General features: G+C 28.7%; 23 protein-coding genes. 5 read left to right on the top strand and 18 right to left on the bottom strand.

All coding sequences use genetic code 4. The features are described from left to right. Positions 1-4: 4 nt before the first annotated feature. The 11 genes from pgsA to O3I44_RS01780 form a co-directional block, all read right to left on the bottom strand. Complete coding sequence (gene pgsA, locus O3I44_RS01830) at positions 5-610, bottom strand: CDP-diacylglycerol--glycerol-3-phosphate 3-phosphatidyltransferase (protein ID WP_303717491.1); 606 nt, start codon at positions 608-610, stop codon at positions 5-7. Further along, positions 611-1132 (bottom strand): MHJ_0274 family protein, encoded by a 522-nt coding sequence (locus O3I44_RS01825; RefSeq protein ID WP_303717490.1) that lies wholly within the window; start codon positions 1130-1132, stop codon positions 611-613. A gap of 59 nt (positions 1133-1191) precedes the next feature. Beyond that, positions 1192-2715, bottom strand: coding sequence for an MATE family efflux transporter (locus tag O3I44_RS01820; RefSeq protein WP_303717489.1), 1524 nt, complete (start codon positions 2713-2715; stop codon positions 1192-1194). A gap of 171 nt (positions 2716-2886) precedes the next feature. Continuing rightward, positions 2887-4233, bottom strand: a complete 1347-nt coding sequence (locus O3I44_RS01815; RefSeq protein ID WP_303717488.1) for a glycine--tRNA ligase — start codon at positions 4231-4233, stop codon at positions 2887-2889. 120 nt (positions 4234-4353) lie between these two features. Then, positions 4354-5016, bottom strand: coding sequence for a DNA repair protein RecO (gene recO, locus O3I44_RS01810; protein ID WP_303717487.1), 663 nt, complete (start codon positions 5014-5016; stop codon positions 4354-4356). 31 nt (positions 5017-5047) lie between these two features. Next, positions 5048-5917, bottom strand: coding sequence for a GTPase Era (gene era, locus O3I44_RS01805; protein WP_303717486.1), 870 nt, complete (start codon positions 5915-5917; stop codon positions 5048-5050). Continuing rightward, positions 5908-6306, bottom strand: a complete 399-nt coding sequence (gene cdd, locus O3I44_RS01800; RefSeq protein WP_303717485.1) for a cytidine deaminase — start codon at positions 6304-6306, stop codon at positions 5908-5910. Before cdd ends, era begins: the two co-directional genes overlap by 10 nt. Beyond that, a complete protein-coding gene (locus O3I44_RS01795) occupies positions 6306-6674 on the bottom strand; it encodes a diacylglycerol kinase (RefSeq protein ID WP_303717484.1) in 369 nt (122 codons plus the stop codon). The genes cdd and O3I44_RS01795 overlap by 1 nt, the downstream gene beginning before the upstream one ends. Beyond that, positions 6667-7122, bottom strand: a complete 456-nt coding sequence (ybeY, locus tag O3I44_RS01790) for an rRNA maturation RNase YbeY (RefSeq protein ID WP_303717483.1) — start codon at positions 7120-7122, stop codon at positions 6667-6669. The genes O3I44_RS01795 and ybeY overlap by 8 nt, the downstream gene beginning before the upstream one ends. Positions 7123-7139: 17 nt before the next feature. Further along, positions 7140-7517: an MAG1140 family protein gene (locus O3I44_RS01785; RefSeq protein ID WP_303717482.1), complete on the bottom strand. Its 378-nt coding sequence runs from the start codon at positions 7515-7517 to the stop codon at positions 7140-7142. Further along, positions 7498-9525, bottom strand: coding sequence for an Mbov_0121 family peptidase domain-containing ABC transporter (locus O3I44_RS01780; protein ID WP_303717481.1), 2028 nt, complete (start codon positions 9523-9525; stop codon positions 7498-7500). Before O3I44_RS01780 ends, O3I44_RS01785 begins: the two co-directional genes overlap by 20 nt. A gap of 67 nt (positions 9526-9592) precedes the next feature. On the opposite strand from O3I44_RS01780, the gene O3I44_RS01775 reads away from it, so the two are divergent. Next, entirely contained in the window at positions 9593-9880 is a 288-nt protein-coding gene (locus O3I44_RS01775; RefSeq protein ID WP_303717480.1) for a rhodanese-like domain-containing protein, read from the top strand. 46 nt (positions 9881-9926) lie between these two features. Here the strand turns inward: O3I44_RS01775 and O3I44_RS01770 are convergent, their stop codons facing one another. The 6 genes from O3I44_RS01770 to O3I44_RS01745 form a co-directional block, all read right to left on the bottom strand. Continuing rightward, positions 9927-12518 (bottom strand): hypothetical protein, encoded by a 2592-nt coding sequence (locus tag O3I44_RS01770; RefSeq protein ID WP_303717479.1) that lies wholly within the window; start codon positions 12516-12518, stop codon positions 9927-9929. 7 nt (positions 12519-12525) lie between these two features. After that, the gene (locus O3I44_RS01765; protein ID WP_303717478.1) at positions 12526-13740 is read right to left on the bottom strand and encodes an ABC transporter permease; all 1215 of its coding nucleotides are present in this window, start codon (positions 13738-13740) and stop codon (positions 12526-12528) included. Further along, positions 13740-14570: an ABC transporter ATP-binding protein gene (locus tag O3I44_RS01760; protein ID WP_303717477.1), complete on the bottom strand. Its 831-nt coding sequence runs from the start codon at positions 14568-14570 to the stop codon at positions 13740-13742. Before O3I44_RS01760 ends, O3I44_RS01765 begins: the two co-directional genes overlap by 1 nt. Before the next feature lie 138 nt (positions 14571-14708). Next, complete coding sequence (locus O3I44_RS01755) at positions 14709-16253, bottom strand: hypothetical protein (RefSeq protein WP_303717476.1); 1545 nt, start codon at positions 16251-16253, stop codon at positions 14709-14711. A 24-nt stretch (positions 16254-16277) separates the two neighbouring features. Beyond that, a complete protein-coding gene (locus O3I44_RS01750; RefSeq protein WP_303717475.1) occupies positions 16278-18302 on the bottom strand; it encodes a lipoprotein 17-related variable surface protein in 2025 nt (674 codons plus the stop codon). A gap of 82 nt (positions 18303-18384) precedes the next feature. Next, complete coding sequence (locus O3I44_RS01745) at positions 18385-18804, bottom strand: hypothetical protein (protein WP_303717474.1); 420 nt, start codon at positions 18802-18804, stop codon at positions 18385-18387. A gap of 534 nt (positions 18805-19338) precedes the next feature. On the opposite strand from O3I44_RS01745, the gene O3I44_RS01740 reads away from it, so the two are divergent. Then, positions 19339-20049, top strand: coding sequence for a tyrosine-type recombinase/integrase (locus O3I44_RS01740; protein WP_303717473.1), 711 nt, complete (start codon positions 19339-19341; stop codon positions 20047-20049). 3 nt (positions 20050-20052) lie between these two features. Here O3I44_RS01740 and O3I44_RS01735 read toward each other — a convergent pair whose 3' ends face one another. Beyond that, positions 20053-20988: a protein NO VEIN domain-containing protein gene (locus tag O3I44_RS01735; protein ID WP_303717472.1), complete on the bottom strand. Its 936-nt coding sequence runs from the start codon at positions 20986-20988 to the stop codon at positions 20053-20055. Between the two features lie 115 nt (positions 20989-21103). Between O3I44_RS01735 and dcm the strand changes: the two genes are divergently transcribed. From dcm to O3I44_RS01720, 3 genes are read left to right on the top strand one after another with little or no spacing between them, the layout of a single operon-like run. After that, on the top strand, positions 21104-22348 hold the full coding sequence (gene dcm / locus O3I44_RS01730; protein WP_303717471.1) for a DNA (cytosine-5-)-methyltransferase: 1245 nt from the start codon (positions 21104-21106) through the stop codon (positions 22346-22348). Beyond that, the gene (locus tag O3I44_RS01725) at positions 22338-22868 is read left to right on the top strand and encodes a hypothetical protein (RefSeq protein WP_303717470.1); all 531 of its coding nucleotides are present in this window, start codon (positions 22338-22340) and stop codon (positions 22866-22868) included. Before dcm ends, O3I44_RS01725 begins: the two co-directional genes overlap by 11 nt. Further along, positions 22852-25098 carry a DUF262 domain-containing protein gene (locus tag O3I44_RS01720; protein WP_303717469.1) on the top strand — a complete coding sequence of 749 codons (2247 nt, stop codon included), beginning with the start codon at positions 22852-22854 and terminating at the stop codon, positions 25096-25098. Before O3I44_RS01725 ends, O3I44_RS01720 begins: the two co-directional genes overlap by 17 nt. The last annotated feature ends 164 nt before the right edge of the window (positions 25099-25262 follow it).

The following is a 25262-nucleotide window of genomic DNA, read 5'->3' as shown; positions in this document are numbered from 1 at the left end:
GTTGCTATTCCATATTTATATATTTTGTGATTTGTTTGAAATAATCTATTCCCCCAACTACAGATAATAGTTCTGCGCCTAAAATAGGAATAATGAGTACCCATATTTCTCAAGAAGGATTTATTAAATCTAAATTGTGATGAATAAATGGTGTAATAAAAAACACTAATAATAAACCAATGGATAATAACAGTGTTTTCCACTTACCATATCACGATGCTGCGATGCTAACATTATGTTTAGCGGAAATATTTCGAGACCCATCAACTAAGATATCTCTTAAAATAAATAATAAGGTTATATAAAAGGGAACAACCTCCAAAACTGACAACATAATTAAAGCAGATGTTGTCATAAATTTATCAGCTAAGGGGTCAAATAATTTGCCAAATGAAGTTATTTGATTATTTTTTCTAGCAAGATAACCATCAATGAAATCAGTTATCATAGCTACTGCAAAAATAACTCCTGCCACAAATAAATAAACAGCTTTCTTTTTATTACCAAAAAAATCTAGGGCCCCATCAATGGAAATTGCTAGGGACATTATGATAATAAATGGGATAACCAAAATGATTCTTAAGATAGTTAATTTATTAGGTGTATTCATTTAGTTGTCACTCTTCTTAATTTCTTTTTTAGCATCTTTTTTAGATTTTTTTTTGGCTTCTTTTTTAGATTTTGGTGGTGTTGGATCTTTGAATTTATAATTCTTGAAAAAACTTATTCCCTGTTCGTTATTTTTCAATCAATTATTAGATTTGTTTTTAATTAATGTATCCAGATTTTTTTTAAATTTATCATATTCTTCCTTGTTGTGTTGAATTAATTTAAATGTTCTAGATTTTTGAATATCTTGCAATTCTTTTTTAGCAATTGAATTAATATCTGACATTTTCAATTTACCAATCGAAGGGACAAAGTTTTTAAGCATAATATTATTATTATCAACTATTTTTGTTATTTCTTGAGCAATTTTAGTGCCTGATTCTTTTACTTCAGAATCAAGTTTAGTTTTTTCAACTTTAAGTTTTCTATTTTTCTTTCGGTCAAGTGTCGTAGTTACGACAAGAAAGATTACAACCACTCCAATTAATCCACCAAGAACAATTCAGATTGTTGGTCCACCCATAGTATCTCCTTTTACAATAATAATATTTTATCTTATTTAACTAAAAAACATCATTATAATTATTTTTTCTGAATAATTCTAAAAGGATCGGGTGTAACATTTACTTTAGCTGAAGTTTCTTTTTTAGTCAGCGAATTTAATCATGGATAATACATATAGATAATTTCTTGCAAGATTAATTTAAGGAAATCTGAGGAAAGAAATATCATATAAACTAAATAGAAATGTTCTTGTATAGTAGATGAAGCAGGAACAATATAGTAAGCAATAAAAGCTAAGTAACCTAATTGAATGGGTCCGCTGATAATTCAATCAACAAAGGCAAACCATCCACCTTTGCCTCCAGCATTACCATTACGATAGGAAGTTGAAAATCATATTCACATAGGATAAAAGAAAATAATCACAAACATCGAATTACGAACTTGCAATAAGAAAGCGCGGGAGTCAAAGATTAGTTCATGATTTTCACCAAACTTATCAAGTGACAGAAACCCCATAAACGGAATGAACGAAGCGAATATTATTCCTAGCACGCCTAGAAAACAAGCCATAAGGGTGTTAAAACCTTTTAATTCATCAGAATTAATTTTAGCTTGTTCTAAATGACCCTTACCAAGTTCTGATCCAACAAATCTAGCTGACATCGATGAGAGGGCCGAAAAAGTTGTGGTAAACACATTAGTTAAAGCTCCCGTTAAGGAAATAATAGCTAGACCAGATATTCCAACCCCCAAGCCGCTGCCATCAGTTGAAATATGGAACCCAGAGCTATAAAAGATATTTCTAGCAACAATAAAGAAAAAGACAGTGAAAATAGACATGGAATAGGCTCAACGCTTCCAAAACATTTTTCTAACTCTTAGGGAAACATTAAAAATAGTCAGAGGATTAAACCCAATTTTAATTTTCATGAAGTACATGTAATTAAACCCCACTATCAACGCCACAATCCTTCCAGAAACAGAAGCTCATGCGGCCCCTTCTACACCCATACCTAATACATACATCAAAATAGAATTAAGAACAACATTAGCTACCAAAGTCCCGGCGCCTCAAAACATCGTTATTTTACCATGACCAATTTCACGTAACTGGTTTCCTAAGTTAAAGGTAAGGGAAATGAAAATCCATTGAATAGCAATAACTTTTGCATACGCCCTTGCATTGGACATCAAAATCTGCCCTTGCAATGAATTAACATTACCATTATAAAACACTTTCGTTAAAGCATCAGGATCAGATCATGCTACAATGGCTAAGCCAACAGCCGGAATAATCGATAAATAAAACCTGTACCTTGATATTTCTTGAGCAATTTTATACTGCTTATCATGATAGAACTGAGACATAACAACAGAGCCACCTGCTGCCACTCCAATAAATCAACCAATTAAAATATTTGTTCATGAGTTAATGGCTCCTAATGATGATTGTCCTTGGTTGATATGACCAACCATAAAGTTATCTATAACACCATTTAAAGCAAAAAGCACCGACCCTAAAACAATGGGCCAAAATGTTCTTAAATATAGTTTTCATTTAGATGCGTTGCTTGGAAAATGACGCTTAATAATATTCATACATATAATTGTATATTGTTTGGTCTAATATTTTAGTTATATTTTCGTTTTTTTTAACTCAAAAAATGTGTTATTATTAACAAAATAATATTGAATTATCATTGTTTTAAAAACTGCTTTATGAAAAAATCCTTGGATTTAGCTAATCCAAAATAATTTTATACAAAACAACTAAATATACTTATTAAGATCTAAAACTAGAATATCTTCTTGCTTCATAGAATCTCTATGTCTGATAGTGGCCTTATCTTGCGTTTGTGTTTCATCAATAATAGTTAAGCATATGGGTGTACCAATAGCATCTTGTCTTCGGTATCTTTTACCAATTGATCCAGCAGCATCATAAGTAGCTTCAATGCCCGTGTCTATAAGTTTATTAAAGATAATTTTAGCTGTTTCTGCGTGAAATTTTTTATTAAGAGGTAAAACAGCTACTTTGTAAGGAACAATTTTTTTATCAAGTTTAAGAACTATTCTTTCACCATCTAATTCATAAGCATCAACTAATGTTGCCAAGGTCATTCTATCAAGTCCAATTGATGGTTCAATAACATAAGGTATAAAGGTTTCATTTGTGATGGGGTCACGATATTCTAAATTGATTCCTGAATGTTTCATGTGAGTTTTAAGATCAAAGTCGGTTCTATTTGTAACTCCAAGCAATTCACCTCAGCCAAATGGAAACATGAACTCAATATCAGTAGTAGCTTTAGAATAATGTGCCAACTCATCTTGATCATGAATTCTTGTTTTGATGGATTCAACTTTAATTCCTAAATCTTTAGTGAATTTCTGAACTTTGTCAAGGTAGTAACTATGCATTTGTTCATCATCACCTGGTTTAACAAATACTTCTAATTCCATTTGTTCAAATTCTCGTGTTCTGAATGTGAAGTTACCAGGTGTGACTTCATTCCGAAATGATTTACCAACTTGACCAATGCCCATTGGCAATTTGGCTCTTGTTGTTCTCATGACATTTTTAAAGTTCATAAAAATGCCTTGTGCTGTTTCAGGACGTAAAAATACTTTTGATTTATTATCAACCAATACACCTTGATGAGTTTCAAACATTAAGTGGAATTCTCTGATATCTGTTCAATTAGTTTTGGCCCCATCATATTCTTTTATATTTTCTTGAATGAACAATTGCATTTCCTGTTTGCTCATGGCTTCTGCATTAAGCAAACTATCTTGTGCCTCAATAATGTGGTCAGCACGATAACGTTTACCATTAACTTTGTTTTCAATTAAAGGATCAGAGAAACTAGAAACATGGCCCGAGGCAACCCAAACTTCTGGGTTCATTAAAATCTTAGAATCAAGTCCGTAGTTATTTGGTTCTTTGGTAATAAATTCTTTCCATCACAATTGTTGAATATTCTTTTTCAACAAAACTCCCATAGGCCCATAATCCCATGTATTGGCAAGACCTCCATAAATTTCTGAACCTTGGAAAACAAAACCCGTTTCTTTTAAGTGTAATTGAATTTCCTTAAAGTCTTTTTGATCGTTCATATTGTCCCTTCATATAAAAAAGTCCTCAATAGGAGGCCAACGTTCCACCCCTATAGGACTCTCTTATGATATTTTATTTAGCTCAGCCTTTCCACGGCATCATTGCAAATAAATTATACATTATCAATTTGATCTACTAATAAAATCTTTAATTTCTGCAAAGACTAATTTATTAGTGGATGCATCAACGGTTTTATAATCAATAAAAGAATGACCAATACTTTGAATTGCTTTTAAAAATTCTAAATCTCTTGATTTTATAATGTGTCTTTTACAAGTAAAACCGCCTTGATAAAATTCAAAACCATCGATATGATCCAAGCTACCACACTCAATACAACCATGAGATGTAGGCATTTGACCGATGATATTTAAATAATGAAACATAATATACGTCTTAACATGGTGATTATATTGAGTCCCCAAAAACGGAAATGATTCAAAAATCATGCTGAGAATATTTTTAGGACTATCTTTTACTTTTACTAAATATCCAACAATTTCTAGCAATACTTCTGCAGTATCAAGCTCCAGAATGGGTGGTTGCTTAATAATGTTAGCTCTTTTTAATTTTGAAAGCTTACCATTCAACCTTGCTCTAAATAATTCTACTTCAATAATATTTCCTAGTTGCAAGGCAACTCTATTTTTAGAATTGATCTTTCTTACGCCTAAGGCAATAATACCAATAACCTCAGTGCTAGTTATAATTGTAATGATTTGATCATAATCATCATAATCTAACATTTTTACAACTATGCCAACTTCTTTTGTTTCACTCATACTTAAATTATAAAGAAAAAGAGTGACGCCTTTAGTAACCCATTTTAATTATTTCTTCAACTTTCGATGTTCAGTTTTTACTAACTTTAACTCTTAAATCTAAAACAATTTTTTTATCAAATGAATAAGAAATTTTTCTTCTGGCAGATGTTCCAATTTTTTTAATCATCGAACCATCTTTACCAATTAAAATGCCTTTTTGAGAATCTCTTTCCACATAGATTGTGGCTGATATAAAGTATCGATTCTCTAATTTGGTTTCGTCAAAGTCATCAATAACTACTCCTAATGAATGTGGGATCTCATCTTTCATCAGATTAATGGCACTTTCTCTGATGGCTTCTTTAGCAATGAATTTCATGGAACAATCGGTTATTTGTTCTTGATCATAATAAGGTGAACCTACTTCCAGATTCTCTTTGATAAAATTAATTAAAGAGTCTATTGATTCATTAATTTCAATGGAAGTAGCTAAAACATCTTTAAAGCCTAAGACCTTTAATTCATTAACTTTTTCCACAACTTCTTCTTGATTAGAAACATCGATTTTGGTAATGACAGCCGCACAACGATAGTTGCTAATTTTTTCAATAATTTTACGATCACCAGGACCGATTAATTCATTAGCGGGTTGTAAAAATAAAACCAACTCAATATCTTTTAAAGATTTATAAGCAGATACATTTAAAGATTCTCCTAACTTTTGTTTTGGTTTATGAATTCCAGGGGTATCAATAAATACAATTTGTGAATCATCATCATTATAAATGCCTTTAATCTGATCTCTTGTTGTTTGGGGTTTGTCTGAGGTAATCGCAACTTTGTAGTCTAGAATATGATTTAATAGTGACGATTTACCGACATTTGGTCTTCCAACAATTGTGACAAAACCTACTTTCATCCAAAGCTTTCTTTGGTTATGGTATATGGTAATAATTCTTTAAGTAATTTTGTCTCATCATTTCCATTAAAATAAATATGTATTTTGGCATTTGGTTGCATTGTTTCTGCCATTACTTGCAAACAAAGTCCACACGGAAATAAGGGTTTGTCTAATGAAGACGTCACATGAATATCTGTAATATCCATAGGTTTAATTCCAGCAGATATGGCAGATACTAGCGCTGAGCGCTCTGCACATATTGTTGCTCCAAAAGAAGAATTTTCGACATTAACACCATGAAATTCTTGACCATCAATTTCTAATATAGCAGCTACCTTAACATCAGAATATGGTGAGTAAGCATTTTTTAATAACTCATTTAACCTACTATCCATTGTTTTTTTCATTATAAAGCTTCCATTAATTTTGGAATATATATTATACAAAATGTCACAAACATTCCTGTAGTTATTACCAATGTTGCTCCTGAAGCAATATCTTTAATTTTCTTTACCTTAACATTATATTGAAAGGATACCGAATCAACCGTAGCTTCAACAGCAGTATTTAATATCTCAACTGTTAAGACAATAAACATAACCATAATAACGATGGCTCATTCAGTTATATTTAGTTTCAATCAAATACCTAGTCCAATAAAAATTGAATAAATAAATAAATATACTAACATTGATTTTTCTTCCTTGGCAGTGATTCATAATCCGACAAACGAATAGAAAAATTTCTTTTTAATTTTTTTCAATACTTTAAACATATCGTTCCACCTTTATCTTTTTCATAATTATATCTACTATTTGATTCATTTCTTCCTCATTTTTTTTAGTCACATGATCATAGCCAATAAGATGAAGTAATCCATGAGAAAATAAATAACATCATTCCCGTTTTTGAGAGTGATTATATGTTTTGGATTGCTCAAACACTTTTTCGTAAGAAATAAAAATATCTCCAAACATATTGTAATGAATTTGATGCTTTAACTTTTTAAATCCAGCTGAAAATGATAAAACATCAGTTGGTTTATCTATATGTTTGTATTTTTTAGATATCGCTTTGATAGACTTGTTGTCAACAATAATAACATTAACTTCACTTTGTCCTTCAATCTTTAAATATGTCAATATTTCATTAAGTATTTTCTTGTATAGTCGTTTATAACTAAATGAAATTTTGTGTTCATTTTCTATATATACCTTATTCATTACATAATTATACATCATTAAATATTTAATAATGTTCTTAAAAGAGTGGTGTGATCGTAGATGATGGTTGCTTGAACATGTGATCCAGGCAATAATTTGCCATCCATGCCACCAATGACAATATCATAATTATGATCATTAATCACAATAGCCTTAATAACAGCATGATAAACATGATCATTTAACAAAATTGATATCTCTTTATTGCCCTTAAGCAAGTTAGCTGTATTGGCATCTACTGAAAGACTGTTTTGATGGCGATCATTAACGACTAAAATTACCTGCCTTGATTTTTCGATGGGTAAAAAGGATATTAAACATAAGACAACAATAAAACTAGCCATGACAACTAACAACAAGATAAAGTAAAAGGGATTAATTTTTAGTAATTTCATTAATGTCAACCTCCTTCGCTTTGGCAATAAATTTTTTCGAATGAGATATTTCGACAAAAATTCCAGTTTGAATTTCATTAATGGACTTCGCTAATCATTGTACTTTCTTGTTGTCCACATTTTCTAGAGCCTCATCTAAAAGAATTAATTCATAACCAAATGCAAATAATCTTAGTAAAATAACTAATTGCCGCTGACCAGATGAGAGATTAATGCCATTTTGGATAATTTGTTGTTCAAAAGTTAAACCAATATCGCTCATTAATGAATGTAGACGATAATTAATTATGTTAGCATTAAAAATATCTGTAGCTTTTTTATCTCCTAAAGTAATGTATTCATAAATGCTTGTGGCAGGTAAATATGTATTTGGCGATGCCAAAAATATTTTTGATCTCAATTTTTCTAGATGATATTGGTTTTTATGGATGTCATTAAAAGTTAATGTGCCTCCTGATCTATATCTTGTGGAAATAAGATTCAAAAATGATGATTTTCCTGAGCCGTTTTTGCCAGTAATATGAAGATTATTATCAATTTTAAAATTGTTAATTTTTAAAATATTTCGGTCGTAGCCAAATCTAATATCTGCCAATGTAATTGCTCTTAAATCAAATAAATCCATCCCATTAGTCACAACAACTTCTTCATCTAAACCCAAAATATAGGAAATTAATTTTAAATTCTTTTGAGCTAAGGGCACTTTTGCAAGCATATGTGTTAAGCTTTCTAATGGATTAATGAATGAATGAAACACTGAAACAAACATGATCATAGATCCAACTGACAATTTATCATCAAAAATATATGTAGTACCAATATAAATTAAAATAATAGGAATGATACTAACAATTAATTGGTTAATGGCGGAAAGAAATGTATCTATCTTTCATAATGAATATTCAGATTTTTTATATTGAAAATAATCATTGGTGTGATTCATTTTAAAATAATGACTAATTGCCGGTTCCTTTAGCTCGTCTAAGGACATAATATTATCAATAGAGGAAGTAAGAAATTTTAATTGCTTATTTAAAATGCTTTCATACTTATCTTTAATAAAAAGATTTAAAATAAAGGTATTAATCATTAAAAAGAAACCGGTGACCATGATAATTAGTAGCATTTGTGTGTTGATTCATGCCAGGATTGACACCGAAATAATTAATGTTACAAGCTCACCAAATAAAGCAAAAAAGATATTAGAAATAAAAGATGATGAAGATTCAATTAAAGATAATCTCCGCAAATGATCACTAGTGTTAATTTTTCTTAAGTCCAAAATATTGGCATTTCTAATTTTAGAAAAATAAATTAAGGTCAGATCAACCTCGATTATAAGTTTTAATTTCTTGGTAAAGAAACTTTTAAAAATTGAAGAAAAAGATTGTAAAAAAGCAATTCATATAAAAATTAAAATGATAATGATAAGTTGCCGATCAAGGCCGCCCGGAATGATACTATCAACAATAATCTTCATCAAAGATGTTGCAGCAAAAGTAAGAGCAATACTAATGAATATTAATAACAAGATACTAAAAATTAATGTGGGGGTTTTAAATAGGTATGAAAAGGGGTGTGGCATCTTTTCTTCTCGTTTGGTATACAAACTTTTTTTGATATCGAAAATCACCTTGCCAAATTTTTTGGTGAATTCAGCATGTGTAATGAGTCGCTTACCTTTGAGGGGATCAACTATCAAGATTCTTTGAGCAATTTTCTTAAATAAGACATAATGGTTAATACCATCCTTGTTAAAGATACATCCGTAGTATCCCTTTAGATTAGCATTAAGAAAATCATCAGCATTACCTTTATAAGCTTCCAATTCAATCCCGTACTCTTTACCGAGTATAATGAGGTTGGCAATTGTCATTCCTTTTTCTGATATTTGAGCATTTTTCTTGAGCACATTGATGTCAATTCATTTGTTATAATATTTATGGTGCAATGATTGGATTAGGACTAATCCACATTCATTAATATCTATTTGTTTTTTTACTCTCATACTTAAATATGTAACAAAACAAGCAACATTTTTCAAAAAATGTATAATTATTTCAAAGAAGGTGATAATGAAACAAGTGAAAATAAAGTGAGCAACAAAGCATGTTGGCGAAATAAATCTCGTTGATGTAAGAACACCGGTGGAGTTTAAAGCCAAGCATATTGAAGGTGCTAAAAACATTCCTCTAAAAGAAATATTGAAAGATGGATCTAATTTATTTGATAAAAATAAAACATATTATTTTATGTGCCGTTCAGGAGGGAGATCAATGGTGGCATCAAAAACACTCGAAGAACAAGGATTAGATGTTGTCAATTGTGAATATGAAACCAGATCTTTGGATGATAAAAAATAGATATTAAAATACATTACTATAAAAAGTAAAAACAACAATAATTTTTTTACCTTGTTAATAAGTAAAGAAGATTAGCTGTTTTTTGTGAAATATCATTTTCGCTTATTCCCAAATTGTCTGAATCAGTATCAGGCATCAACCTACTAAAAACATCATTAATGTCATGGAGTGTTTGTTGTTTTAAACCAATAGCATCCATAAGTTCTTCTTGACTAGGATCACTAAATGCAGTAAAAATTTTCTTGATTACAAATAAAAATTCTTCAATTTGTGTTACATTTGCTGAATGTAATCCATTTTTTAGTATATTGGATATCTTATAAATATCTTCATCATTCATATTTGTGACCACTTTGACTAAAGCTGTATTATTAACATTATATAGTGGTTCAAATAATATTTTTCCAACATTACCTATGAAAATATCCTTATCTCACAATCCATCATAAATAAAATTAATTGCTTCTTTGTAATCCGAAAGATTTTTGAAGCCATATTTTAGGCCAGTAAGCATCGGACCTAAATTTATATCTAAAATTTTAGTTAGTAATTCTTTATCGAATAATAATGTTCCTAATTCCTGCATAAAACTATGATCAAGATCATCATTATTTACCACTAAGTCAATAATGCTTTTAGGATCATCTATGAATTTACTAAAAAATTCCTCGCCAGTGGCATGACTAGACAGTAGTCTAATTAATTTACCAAGATTAGCCTCGTCTTTAAAGAAATCTGCCAATAGTGTAGCAATATCTTCTCTTTTAACTGTATTCATTTTCTTTAGAACAAGTGACAGTACAATAGAGATAGATTTCTTGTCCAATGAAAACGATCTACCTCTTTTGGCATTATCAATTAATTTAATAAAAATGCCTTCAAAATTATTTAAGACGCTACCAATACCTTCCTCCTCACGAAGTAAATTATTTTCTTTTAATAACTGAACAATATGATCAAGTCATCAATTATCATACAAATCAAGACTTGCATCTGGTGCGATTTCTAATATTCTATTTTTAATAACCGATGAAATAATGTTCCAAGTTGTTAATAAAGAATACAAATCACGGAGTGAATCATCCCCCACTTTTGCTTTAGTAAACGTATCGAATTCAGATCATTTATTTTTAACACTATCATTGGAACCATTAAATTCTTCAAAAGCGATCCTTAATATTCTTTTCGGAAATACAAGATCTTGTGATGCATTAATCTTTTTAATTATTTCATCCAATAGCGTGGTTGAAGATATTGTGCCTGCATTATCAACTATATCATATGGTTGCTTAAATAAATACTCAACAGGTTCTTTAGAACCTATGTTTTCTTGGATTTGTGTTATCTCATTATGAATATTGTTTATCATAATAATAGTATCATGTAAATTTTGTGATAATCCATTTAAAGAAATCATTTTACTAGATATAATTTTTAGACTTTGTTTTATAAAAGGAATAGTAACATACTTGCTTCATTGGCTGGTAATCGACTTGTACACAATGTCTTTATTTTGCATATCTAGTGATATTTCACCTCGGTCAGAAGGTTGTGTCTCTAATTGTGCTAAAACATCGCTCATATCAACTTCAAAAACTCTTTTAGTTATATTTGTGGGGTTTTTAACATTATCTCCCAGTGCTTTGGTGATTATTTCTGAATCATTATTCAAGTGTGCAAAATCAATAATGTATTTAACTTTTTTTTCTTCGTAATCAATTGTTGCGTTTATAAATGGTAAAATACGTTTTTTGAGTAAATTTATAAATAAATTATTTCTAAAAAAATCCGAAGTACCTAAGTTTGATTTTACGTAATAAGGATTACTTGGATCATAACTTATGTCTGACACATCTTCAGTACCACCATATTTTTTTTGGATTACTTCATGAGACAAATCACCAGACTTAAATATACTTTTCTCATCTGATGAAATAAGATCTGGAAACCAAAAGTTAAAGGACATAAATGATGGCGACATAATAGCAGGACTGTAAAAAATTTGTAAGAAATTTATTTTTTTGCCGATGATATTGGGTTTTCTAAAATTACGATTAAGGCCTTCCATGAACTCGTCAATTAATTTTTCATCCTCAGGTTCTTTTTTTAATTTATAGACTTTTATATATGAAATTCTCTTTTTGGCATCAGAATATCAATAAATACCCAATTTACTATTAACATGTTCTATTTTATATTCATACAACTTTTTGTTTATTTCTAGAAATTTATTCATTATATCAACATCAGAATGAAATTCAGAAAATTTCACTTCTAAGTTTTTTATAGACTCGATATTTTCTGAATCAATTGAATCAATCATATTTTCTATGTTGGCCACTGATATATTTTTTTTATTTAAAGGGATATAATCATATAAAAGATTCTTGGAGATATAAGTCTCATCATTAGTTTTAATTTCCCCATGAGGAAAAAAGATATTATTTTTTATAAATACAGAAGCTGGCGATATAATTTTTTGATCAAAGAAAGTCTCGCCAAAGCCAACAGGATAAACAAAATTATTTAATAGTTTTTTATCTTTAGATGCAAGGGCAACTGACAAGGTGGTTCCAATTACAATGCCTGGAATACTCACAATCAATAATGATCTTAATACAAGTTTTCTTTTTATCATTTTTTTCCTATCTTATTGACCACTTAAAATTCTTGCTAATATATCAGGTTGATAGTATAATCATAGACAAGGGCAATAATAGGTTTAGCACTCTATCTGGCTTATAATATAAAATATTTGTTTGTTTCATAAATACATCTAAAAAAGTGTAATCCCCATCAATAATTTTTGTGATGACAGGATTATCGATATTGCTATTATTTTTATATGTAGCAAGGTATTTTGCTAAAAATAATTTGATAGCATCAGGTTCTGGAATTCTTTGAACAGCTCAAGAATGTGTTCATTGAAATATATTATTGTCAGAATACATTGCTTTTAAATCAATGGATCGTTTGATGACTAATTCATACAATCTTTTATCCAAAATATTATGAAGTTCAAAATTTTCCGGAATATTATTTTGTGCATTTATTAAATCAATCACATTATGTACAGGAGTTGATTTATTACCTAAAACGCCATCGGTGATATTAATAACACCACTATCTTCAACTGACTTAAATATTAACCTCTTTTGATCTGGAGTTAACCATTTAAGAATATCGCCCACTTGTTCAATAGGTGTAGAAGCAATGATTATATTCCCCGTCGAATAACGATAGGGGATAACCCTTGAAATCCAGTTAAGAACAGGAGAATGAGCAATAATATCAACTGATATAATCATTCCAGATAAAAACATTGACGGGATAATGATGCAAATACCAATTGTTAATGCTTGTTGAGGTGTTTTAGAAAATGTGGCAATTAAAATACCAGATGCTATAACAAACAATAAATGGATACCAGAAGCAATAAAGAATGAGAAGAATCCAGCAACAGTTGCAAAAATACCACCCATAATGCCACGCGTTATAGAGCCATTTGGGAACGATTCAGATGAAAATAGTGCCATTGTTGTTAAGAAAATAATGATGGATGAAATGATCGATATAAAGACAAAGTAAACAACAACAGTAATTGTAAATCTCATAGTATTAACAGGAGAAGAGCCAATGTATTTAAATATAGCAGTTCTTTTAAACTCCATAATAGCAAGAGGAAGAGATAATAGACCAATGAACATAAGAGATAAAGCAATAATGCCTGGATAAACATATTCAACTTTAAATATATGACCAAGAACAGATAACAATATAAAGGGGATGACAAAAGATATAATGGGTCCATAAACCGTTTTTCAAAAATAAGAGTTAAGTAATATGAATGTTGCTCTCATTAAATCACCTCACCTTTATATTTGGCCGTTGTTTTGATAATATCTTTGATGTAATCAGATAGTGAAGCACGAGTTTTTTTGATGTCTTTTATTTTCCTATCTTGAGCTATTTTACCGTCAACTAAAACTATAACTCTTGAACATAATTCTTCAATTTCGGTCATTTGGTGAGAAATCAAAATACATGATGATTTATTTTGAATAAGCAATTTTTTAGTAAACTTAATAATTTCATCACGAGATAAAATATCTAGTCCAGTGGATAGTTCATCTAGAATTAAAAATTCGGGATCATGGATCATGGATATCAAAATATTTAACTTCTGTTTTTGGCCACCAGAGAGATTATTCACTCTCCTTTTATAAAATGGTTCCATTCTAAAAATCTTGAGTAGTTCTTTTAAATCTTGATTGGCTATTTTCAGTTTCCTTAAGTTACGAGCAAAAGATATAATATCTTTAACAGTTAACCCAGACGGGTATTCAAATTGTTGGAATTGCATACCAATTTTTTCTTTAAATGTTTCCTTGTAGTCCATGATATATTTAATAGTGCCTGAATCGGGGGTAATAATACCAGCAATTATTTCACTTAAAGTGGTTTTACCTGCCCCATTACCACCAACCAAACCTATTATTTCGCCCTTGTCCATTTGAAATGAAACCTTATCCAGTACTTTTAAAGATCCGAATTGCTTAGATATATTTTTAACCTTTAAGATTTCGTTACCTTTGATGACCTTAAAATTATTTTTATTTAATTTTGTTTTTGACATTGTTGTTCTTTCATTATAGATTATTACGAATTGTTCTGTAATAATTCTGTTCATAAATTATCTTCATTTAATCTTTAATATTATAAATAAATAAATAAGAATACATACAATTAATTAATACATATTATTATGTTTAATTTAACTATATAAAAATCGCCACTTAGTAAAAGACAAACCATCTAACCATATTTATTATTTAGCTTCCCCAAAGAGCACATTTGGAATTATGGTTTTTACAGAAGAATTTAATGCAACATTTAAAATTTTTTTAAGTGCAGATCTTATGTCACTCTCGCTAGATCTGATTGTTGTTCCAATTCCATTGTTGATAAGATCTAATACGGACTGAATTTCTGGAATAGTTAAAACTTCAAATTCATGAACGTTATCTTCACCATTAAAAGTAAGGACCATATTCACTATTGGAAGAAGCGACTGAATATTACTTGCATCTAGGTTTTGAAAACCACTATCCAGAAAATTAAATAATGCAGTTGCTGCTTTATCAAAATCTATTGCAATAACCTTTTCAAAAATATCATTCTCCAAGATATGTAAAACAGGAGCTAATGTGTCCGGTTGACTAGAAAGAAGTCCTTTAATTGCATAAATTAAATGGTATTTATTATTTCTAAAATTTATTATAAAATCCCTTATTAAATGAAAATTTGCTTTCATTTGTTCAAGAGTGGATACTAAAATACCAACACCTTTTAATAATGGTACATCTCCCAATGAAAATGGATCAGCATCAATTTGCTCGTCAACAATAGATTTCAATGTATTGTTGTAGTAATCAACTTCTTTATCAAGTAAAATTTTGTTAGCTTCATAAGGTGCTTTCTCAGCATCAGATTTAGTTGTATATTCACTAGTTTCCATGAAAGCATTTAGATGGGATTGTTTGGTTAATATTCCAGTATTATCGTTGAGCCTAAGTTGAAATGCAAGTTCATCATTTGCATCAATAAAATCATGATCTGTTGTTGTTCAAAGGTTTTCATATGTTGCTTTAATTTCATTAGCATCAATAGGTTTTAACATTTCTATGATATTTTGTTTGATTATTACAATTATTTCATTAGTAGTGTCGGCATTCATTTCTTCCAATAATACAGGTGTTAAAGCTGCGCCAATTAAGGACACAAGAATTTCAATTGCACTCGTTCCATCATCGGCATCTTCCAAGCCATGAAATAATACATCATTCATCAGATTTGTAAGTTCAGTTGACATATCGACATTGAATGATGTAAGTATTTTTTCAAGTTCAACTTCATTATTAACTACAGTTTTAGGACCTCTTTTTATTCCATCTAGTACAAAATTAAATATTTTGTCAAAATTATCATAATCTTCTGGTTCCATAAATATTTTTACAATATCTTTAATATCTGTAATGTTTGTATCGCTCAATGCTGATATTTGTGTGGTTTTGATGATATCCATAACGTTTACAACTTTATTAACATCCAAAGATTTTATTTTATCGGAAATGCCCACAAATAAGTCATCAGCAGCATCAAGCAATGAAGATTCTTTTAACTTAGTGAGAGAATCAATTAAATCATCATTTTCCATATGAAATAATCCTATTGACAGAATGTGGTTTACAAGACTTTCTGTGTTTTCCATTTTTTCCTCTTTTTTATCATTGCCTTTTGAACAAGACATCATAACAGCAATTGGGGAAGAAGCTGTAGTAATTACTCCTAATCCTAATAATAATTTTTTCATTATTTCTCCTTTTATAGCTAAATGCTATTTAATAATATACATTAACTGTTCATCCGTTACATCTATTTTATATATGCCCTTAATAAGCTCAGCCATTGATCTGCGTTCCGCACTATGATCATCCTGAGTCATATCAATTCCTTCATTAAAGAACTTAAGTAAAAATGTAATTGTTTCATCACTTAAATTATAACTTCAGGAAGGTTTAATTTTTTCAATAAACTTAAGAACCAATTTAACATCATCAATGTTTATTGCTGAAATATTTTGGTTGACTAGTTTATAAAGCGTATTAGCAAAGTCAGTAGGATCTATAGTATCAAAAATCTTTAAATATCCATTATTTTTTGAGTCGTTCAATATGAGTTCTCCAACTTTACTTTTAATTATTATAGGAGCCGCCACACCTGCACCAAAATTCCAAAGCAAATTACCCCCGTAATCAATATCTGTATTAGCAAAAGCATAATCTATCGCTTGATCAACAATGCTTGGGAAATTAACAAATAATGCCGATATAGATATTATGAGATTTTTAAAGTCTTCTTCATTAAGTTCTAATAATCCTTTACCTTTGAAAAATTCATTATTAATCATATCACTATCACTGGATTGAGATTCGATTTCACTTACCGAACCTACAAGATTTGCCAATAAATAATGAATCAAATTCTTAACAAGTTCCTTTATCTCAGGAAGATCCACCCCTTGGTCTTTAGCCTCTTGAGGAACAACATCTTCTGTAATGACATTGGCTGCAATAATTTGATTATAGATGTAATCTGACATTTCTTTAACTACAATCAGAGGATCACTTGATTCACTTGGGTTATTAAAACCTTCAAAAAGAACTTTTTGGATTAATGATAGTATATCTAATGAACTTGTGGCTGTATTTGCAGGTAAAAATTGGTTTAAAATTGTTTTATCACTAGTCAATAGATCATTTAAATTAGTTTTAAATGCTTTATTAATAAATCCGATAGTATCTTTAAAGTTTTTAGATTTATCAGGTGAAGCTAATTTATCAATGACATGATTAATAGTTGTAAGATCATCATCACTAATGTTCCGTATGCCATTGTCTCTTACATTTTGGATAATAACAAACAATTTATCAATTGTAATATTATCATCAAAGAAATCAACAATATCAAAATCTGTCTTATCTTCAATAATATTTCTTAGGATTGGGTTAGATTTTATATTAAGGATAGCCAATTTAAATTCTTGCTTATTAACACCAAAGATGCCTTTTGTTTTTATATCACTCAAGAATCCTTCAATAATCAAAACAGCAGCATTATATTTTCTCTGGGTTTCTGAAATATATATTATTGTAATAGCAACATTTATAGTGCCAAGTTGGGTTATGCCATGTTCTAGTTCTACTTTAATCGTTAAAGTTAATTCTCCATCATTCAAAAGCTCTGAGTGAATATAAGATAATGTTGTACCTTTCAAATCAGGAAGGGTGATATTATATTTTAAAGCCTCAATAGGTCCAAAATGTTCATAAGTTGTTATTGCTTGAATTGGTTCATTGCTCTGCGCTGTAGAAGAAATTATGTTAATATCACTTACAACGTGGTTGATATTGGTATTAGCTTCTTCCGCAAGAGTTTTAAAGCCTATTGTAATATCTTTAATTGCTGTTTCAGTCCCTTTGGTTAAAGTAACGCTCACAGTAACTACACCTGTCTGATCATTAAGTGGTGTTGTAATAGCATATGTTGCTATTACCCCCGAGGTTAAAGTTGGCTCAGTAATTCCAAGCACATTAGGAGTGATAACCCCATTAGCTGAATTAATAGCAGTTATTAGATTAGCTTGAGTTTTTGAAGATGAGACATCATTGAAGAAAGCTAAGTCATTTGTAAAAACAAATGGTGCTGGTGTTAATACTGGTGAATCATCTACAGGTGCTGGTGAATCATCTACAGGTTTTTTAGTAGGACTTTCTTCATCACATGATATTGCTACAACAACTGGAGTAATAACTGTTGTTAGCATTCCAAACCCTAAAGCTAGTCTTTTATTTTTTTTCATATATCTCATTAATTATATCCCGTCCGTAATTGTATTAATAACATAATTGAATTATATACTCTTAATGATATTCAAGTATTATTTAATGATATACATCTATTGTTCATCTATCACATCTATTTTTATATATGACTTTAATAAGCTCAGCGATTGATCTGCATTTTGCACTATGATCATCATTAGTAATATCATTTTCTACATTCAATAACTGAAGTAAAAATGTAATTATTTCATCATCAGAAATATCATTCGTGATTTTATTAAAAGGTTTTATAAATGTATAAAAAAAGCCTTTTAAAGTATTTTGATTATCATTAAAGATTGTTTTCATTTCATTTTCTATATTTGTGCTTAAGAACTTAATATTATCTAATATATGATTGAATCTTCAATTTATGTTTTTCTTAATCCCTTCTTGTTGTAGCATCTCTTTATTATGTTCTACAAGGAATTTATACTTTAATTCATCGCCCATGATTCTGATGTCATGTTCTAGTCACAAGCTCAAGGATGCAGATTAACATTGTATCCACAAAAATTTGCGCTTGTAAAGCAGATGTAATATTGAAAATATTATCTTTATCATTCACTTCAAAAAGCGCATATTACCTTTAAAAACAACTAATAATGAATGATAAAATAATACTGCTTCACTTTTTTTGAATGCAACTTGAAACATTTCATCGTATGAAGGTTGTTGTATTGTTTCCTTTATTGTTTCAGCGTTTTTATCAAAGTATGTCATCAAGTCGAGTTTATTTGTAATATTCATTTTTGCCATATCATCTCATTATTTTATATAAAGTCAATTATAAATAAATTTATTTTATGATTTTATAAAATTATGTCATTGATAGCATTTTTATATTATCTTATGAACCAAAATCATATACAAATGAAAATATATATTGTGATTTGTATATTAAAAAATATGTCTATGATAAAAATTATTAACTTAATAGATAAACATACATAATAATTATTTTTTTGGTTTTATTACTAAATAATTTCATTGGGTAAAACCAGAAAGGAAGTTATGGAGAATAAAACAAAAGAAATATATATGTATTGATTCAATCAGTATAAAGAAAATTTAGAATCAGGGAATATTGATAACTGAATAGAAAAAGTGAAGATAAAATATTCAATATCAACTCAAAAAGTTATAGCTGCATCTATGAAATATTTTTGCGATAAAACATTTTTAGTTGAACACAATAAAAATAGGTTGGTTCATAGCATAAATGTGATTTCGGAAAAAGAATATAAAACAATATATGATTCAATAATAATGGAAAACTATACATTATCAATAAGAAATAAGCTTATTTTAAGAGTGTTATGAGAGACAGGGATGAGAGTAGGTGAGCTGATAAATTTGAAATGGTCAGATATCTCAGATGTATACATTAAAATAATTGGAAAAGGAAGAATGGAACGAATGGTTCCATATAAAAAAGATTTATTTATAAATTTAAATCAAGAAAATATATATGTATTTTCAATAAAGGGAAATAAGATGTCATATTCTACAATTTATAAGCAATTCCAAGAATATAAAAAAGCTATTAATAGAAAAAGGTTATCCCCACATGTTTTACGGCATTCTTTTGCCTCAAGATTAATTGGGAAAAATATTCCAATAGAATTCTTGTCAAGATTAATGGGTCATGCCTCCATTCAAACCACAATGATCTATATACATTTCAACGAGAAAAATATTATAGATTTTTTACAAAAAATATAAGGGCTATGCAAGGCCTTTATATTTTATTGGGGTAACTATAAATGTGTTACTGTGAATTCCAAAATGATTTTCATCAATTAAAATATTAGGGGATTTTATTTTTTCAATAAAAGCAAAATCATCTTTTGTTATCTTGCTAGGAATATAAACATTCTTAACAAAATATAAAATGTAATTATCTTTGTTTTTTTTATAAAATTCCATTTCTCTTCTAGATATATATCAATTGATATTATTTCTCTTTTTTGAAGACTTGACCTCTATATATATTTTTTGTTTACCTGATGTAACTTCAAAATCATAAGCCGCATATTTATCAAAAGATCTGGTTAGTATAACATTATCAATTCCATGTTGATTTATCAATATTTTATGGATGATATCCTCACCAATTTTACCTACTTCCTTGATAACCTTATCATTATCATCAGAATGATTATTTAAATATTCTGTTTTTATATCATTGAATTTATAATTTACTTCCCTAATTTTGCTCATTGTATTTTTTATAAAAACAGGGGCATTTTTTATTTGATTTTTATCAAATGAAAAATCTGATTCTTTCAAAATATAATTATTCCATCTTTCTATTTGCTCTTTCCATTTCTTAGTTATTTTATACCTTTTTCCAGCTTCATTCAAAAGTTGTGAAACGTAACTATTTATTGCTGCTTTGCAATCTTTGTAATTATCTTTTTTCAAACTTCCTTTTGCGCCCAATAGTAATAGGCGATTTAATAGAACTGATATATACATATTATTTGATTTATTATTTGTTTTTGAAGCATTTTTAAGTGTTGTTCTATATTTTTGCTCAAGATCACTTGTTGTGATATCAAAGTGTAAATAATCCATCAAAATATCATTTCATCAATTTGATGGGAATGTATTTCTTGATCCGTTTCATAAGTAAGATTTTGAAATATCCTCAAATGCCATGCTACTTATAACCTCAGTTTTATTGAATTACAGCCCGTATATATAATCATTATTTACATATTTTTTTTATTGTTATATAATTTAAATATATTAAACCATTTTTAAAGGAGCATAGATGAATAAAACTGAGGTTATATTTCCCTTAAAAGTATATGAAACTTTTGCAGGCATAGGCTCACAACATAAGGCATTGACTAGTATAGATAAGTCAAAAAAATATTTTAAGGTTATCAAGACATCAGAATGAGATGCTATGGCCATCATTGCCTATGCTCAAATACATAATAAAATAAAATTTGAAAAAAAGTTACATAAAATAAATAAAATGAATGAGAAGGATGTTTTAGAATATTTTAATGATAAAACGTTTTCTTTGAATTCAAAAACACCTGCAAATATCACTTCTAAAAATATTGATTTTTTAAGAAATCTAATGGCTGCTAATATTGCAAATTCTAATTACCCAGATATTGCAAATACGTCTGGTAAGCTATTGACAGATGTTGATCTATTAACATATTCATTCCCTTGCCAAGGATTATCTATTGCAAATATGGGAAGGGATAAAGGAATGAACGAGAAATCACAGTCTACATCAAGTCTTATTTGGCAAATAAGAAGAATGCTTTTAGAGGCTATTGATAATAATATTGAATTACCTAAATACCTATTAATGGAAAATGTAAAACATATCTTGAGTAAAAAACATAAAGATGATTATCTACGATGAGTAAAATTCTTAAAAGAACTAGGATACATAACCAAGACAATTGTTTTGAATGGATTAAATCATGGCGCACTCCAAAGAAGGGAAAGAGTATTTGCAATATCTGTATTAAATTGAACCAACGATATGTCAGACAAAGAATTTAAGGATAATTTTGATGATAAATATAATAATACGCTAAGCATTAAACAAAGAAAAAAAATGTATTATGAAATTTTGAGTTCATCAGATGAGTTTAAAGATGAAATAAATAGTGCAACTCCCAACCCTACATCATCAAGATTAAAAATGGTTGATGAAAACTGTGATTTGATGGATAGGGAATGGAGAAAGGGATTAGAATACACATTTAATACACTAACAACTAAGCAAGATAGACACCCCAACATAGGGATGATTAAGCTAAATAATCCAATAAATGCTATGAAAAAAAGATTCATAACACCAAGAGAGGGTTATCAAATTATGGGGTATGATAACGAAGATTTTTCCGCTGTAAAAATAAAATATGATGAAGGTCATATAACAAAAGAAGCCCTGTATAGGCAAGCTGGTAATTCGATTGTTGTATCTGTTCTAGAGGATATCTTTAAATACATAAAAGATATAGAATGAGGGCGACATGAAATATAGAATTATTGGAACTGGTTTTCAAAAATATATAGATAATTATTGCGATATATTTATGAATTCAAAAAAAGGGGATAAATTTAATACATTGATAGAAAACACAAAACAGACATTTATTCTATATAAAAATAAAGATATAAACATGAAATCATTAACAACCTTACAACAAAATTTAAGTCTATGAATATCTGTTGGGTTAGTAGAAAAGATGGAATATTGTTATTGCATAAAATTTGCACCAATTTTAAATAATCAAATGTTTCACTTTATACGAAAAAAAATAATAGAGTACCATTATGATGAAAAAATACAAAACATAAGATGAACAATAATAATAAACACACTCTATTCATATGGAGAAATTACTTTAAATGATTTGGAGAAACTCAACTCATTGTCTAACATAGACAGAATAACAGAAGAGTTAATTGAAAGTGCAATTTCTCCGATGGAAGTTACATTATCAAAAGACAAAGAATATATTAAAAAAACTAAGGAGCTATTATATGAATATAAATTTTAAAAAGCTTGATGAATTCGAAATATTTGAGAAACAACTACAAATAAAAATCTTTGATAGAATCAGCAAGATGGAGACAATGTTGAATAAAAACGATCTTCAATATTTTGGTGTTGAAGTTAAAAAAAATGTTGAAGAAATTTTCACTGTTGATTCCACTATTAACATAGATGGTCCCATTGGGTCAAAAATACATAATGTAAGCCAATTACAAATTATTCCAACTAATGTTCTTAGTGGTTTGCATTATTTGAAAAACATCGCCAATAGAGAGACACATTCATCATACAAAAAAAGTGATAAGGAATTTGAAGTGATTTTTACTTTAGAAGAAGCAAAAGTAGCATTACGTAACTTGTGATTATTTATAAAGTGAATTGGTATAGGTATTATTGAAATAGAAGAACTTAAAGGAGTTAAATATCAAGAAGATATGTTGGGGAACTTCTATAATAATGTTCAAAGGGAGGATTTGTCAAATTCAAATAATGATATGCAAGCTGAAAAGATGACATTATCTCAATTAATCTTTTCTAAAGACTATGTCTTTAACATTCCTACATATCAACGAGATTACACATGAGAAAAAAAGAATGTTACCAAGCTAATGAATGACATTATCGAGAGAACAACCGATGGTAAAACTCATTACTTTGGATCACTTGCAATCGCCGTTGAAAATGATAATATACTAAGAATAATAGATGGGCAGCAAAGAATCACAACAACATTAATAATCATAAAAGCTTTATATGATGATTTCATTAGAAGAGAAGTTAGAATGCCGTCAGAATTATCAGAATTCATTAAATTAAAAATAAAAAATATATATGTAAGCCAAGATGTTCTTTCCGTACAAAAATCAGTTAGTATGTTGTTTGCAGGTGGTGTGTATACACCAGAGTATAATAAGATACCATTTAATAATTTAGAATTAATAAAAAATAAACTTTTGGAACTTGATGATGAGGCATTTTTACAATTTTATACCACATTCATAACAAAGCTTGAAGTTGCAACCCTTGTATTCAAAACATCAATAGATAATGAAATGGATATATTCGAAAACTTAAATACTGGTGGGACTGAACTTAAGTCATGAGATTTAATTAGATCATATATATTTTCAAGAATATCACCAAAGGAATTTAGATTAAATGAAAAAGAAATTGATAGATTATTATTGAGTACATTTCTATTTCCACTGAATGTCGAAACAGACAACAATTCGCTAAAGCCATTATCAGATTTCTTTGTTATCTATACCAGATATAAATATGCTATGTTGAAAAAAAATGTTTGAAAAGATGAAGCATATATCGGTTTTAAAAACATTTGACCACAATCAAAGACAAAATACTCATCAGTTGCAGAATTTCAAAAAGGAATAGGTGAAATTAAAGAAGTTTTTAATTGTTATTTAGAATTAAAATACTTATACAAAAAGAATAGTAGTGCACTTCATGGGTATTCTCATATCATAAATCTAGTTAATAGAGATGATGTCATGCCAATATTTATTCACATAATGCTTAAAACTTGCTCATTTAATATTAAGGGAACACTGAAAAGCATTTCCCCACAACTATTATTATCTCTTAGAACTATTGAAACATATTTTATGAGAGCTCCTGTTTATGGCAATAATCAAAAAAATATCGTAGATAAATTTATGTCAGAATCATTGGATCCAAAAAAAGATAATCTTTTCCATTTTTTAAAAGAACAATCATCGCTAAAAATGATGACTTTAGAAGAATTTGAGAATCACATAGGTTCCTTTGGGTCATGGAATACTTCCCAGATATTAAATTTAATAACTCATATTGAATTTAAGTTGCGAAAAATTAAGCAAGGATCAACCGGATACACAAGAATGGAAAAAACTCATGAACATATATTGGCACAAAAATTAAAATATTCAGATTATCAAGACAGCAATATTTCAGAAGAACAATTTATTGCAATGCGTGACTCGCGTAAGAATTCTATGGGAAATGCTTTGTTATTAGCGCTTGGCGATAATTCAAGAGCTGGAAATAAACCATTTATTATAAAAAAAGATGTATATAAAAACTCATCAATATCAGCAAAAGGATGAAGTGATAATATTGATCATATAATGAACTTATTAGAAAAAAAAGAATTCACATTTGATGACATCAATAAAAGAGCAGAACAAATGGCAAGATTTATAGTGAAACATAAAATATATTATGATGAAAACACATAGAAAATATTATTAATATAGTATATTGGATAAGAATATTTTTTATTTTTATATGATGATTCATTTCTATAAAATAAAACAATTTATGCAAAAATACCACTATGAAGTCAATGTAAACATAAAAGAATATTTTTGTCCACGTTCCTAAGTTATTCTATCTTAATGAT

The organism is Candidatus Mycoplasma mahonii (assembly GCF_030550815.1).
Lineage (GTDB): Bacteria > Bacillota_I > Bacilli_A > Mycoplasmatales > Metamycoplasmataceae > Mycoplasma_O > Mycoplasma_O mahonii.
The sequence above is the reverse complement of the archived record's forward strand: the minus strand, read 5'-3'. Positions and strand labels throughout refer to the sequence as shown.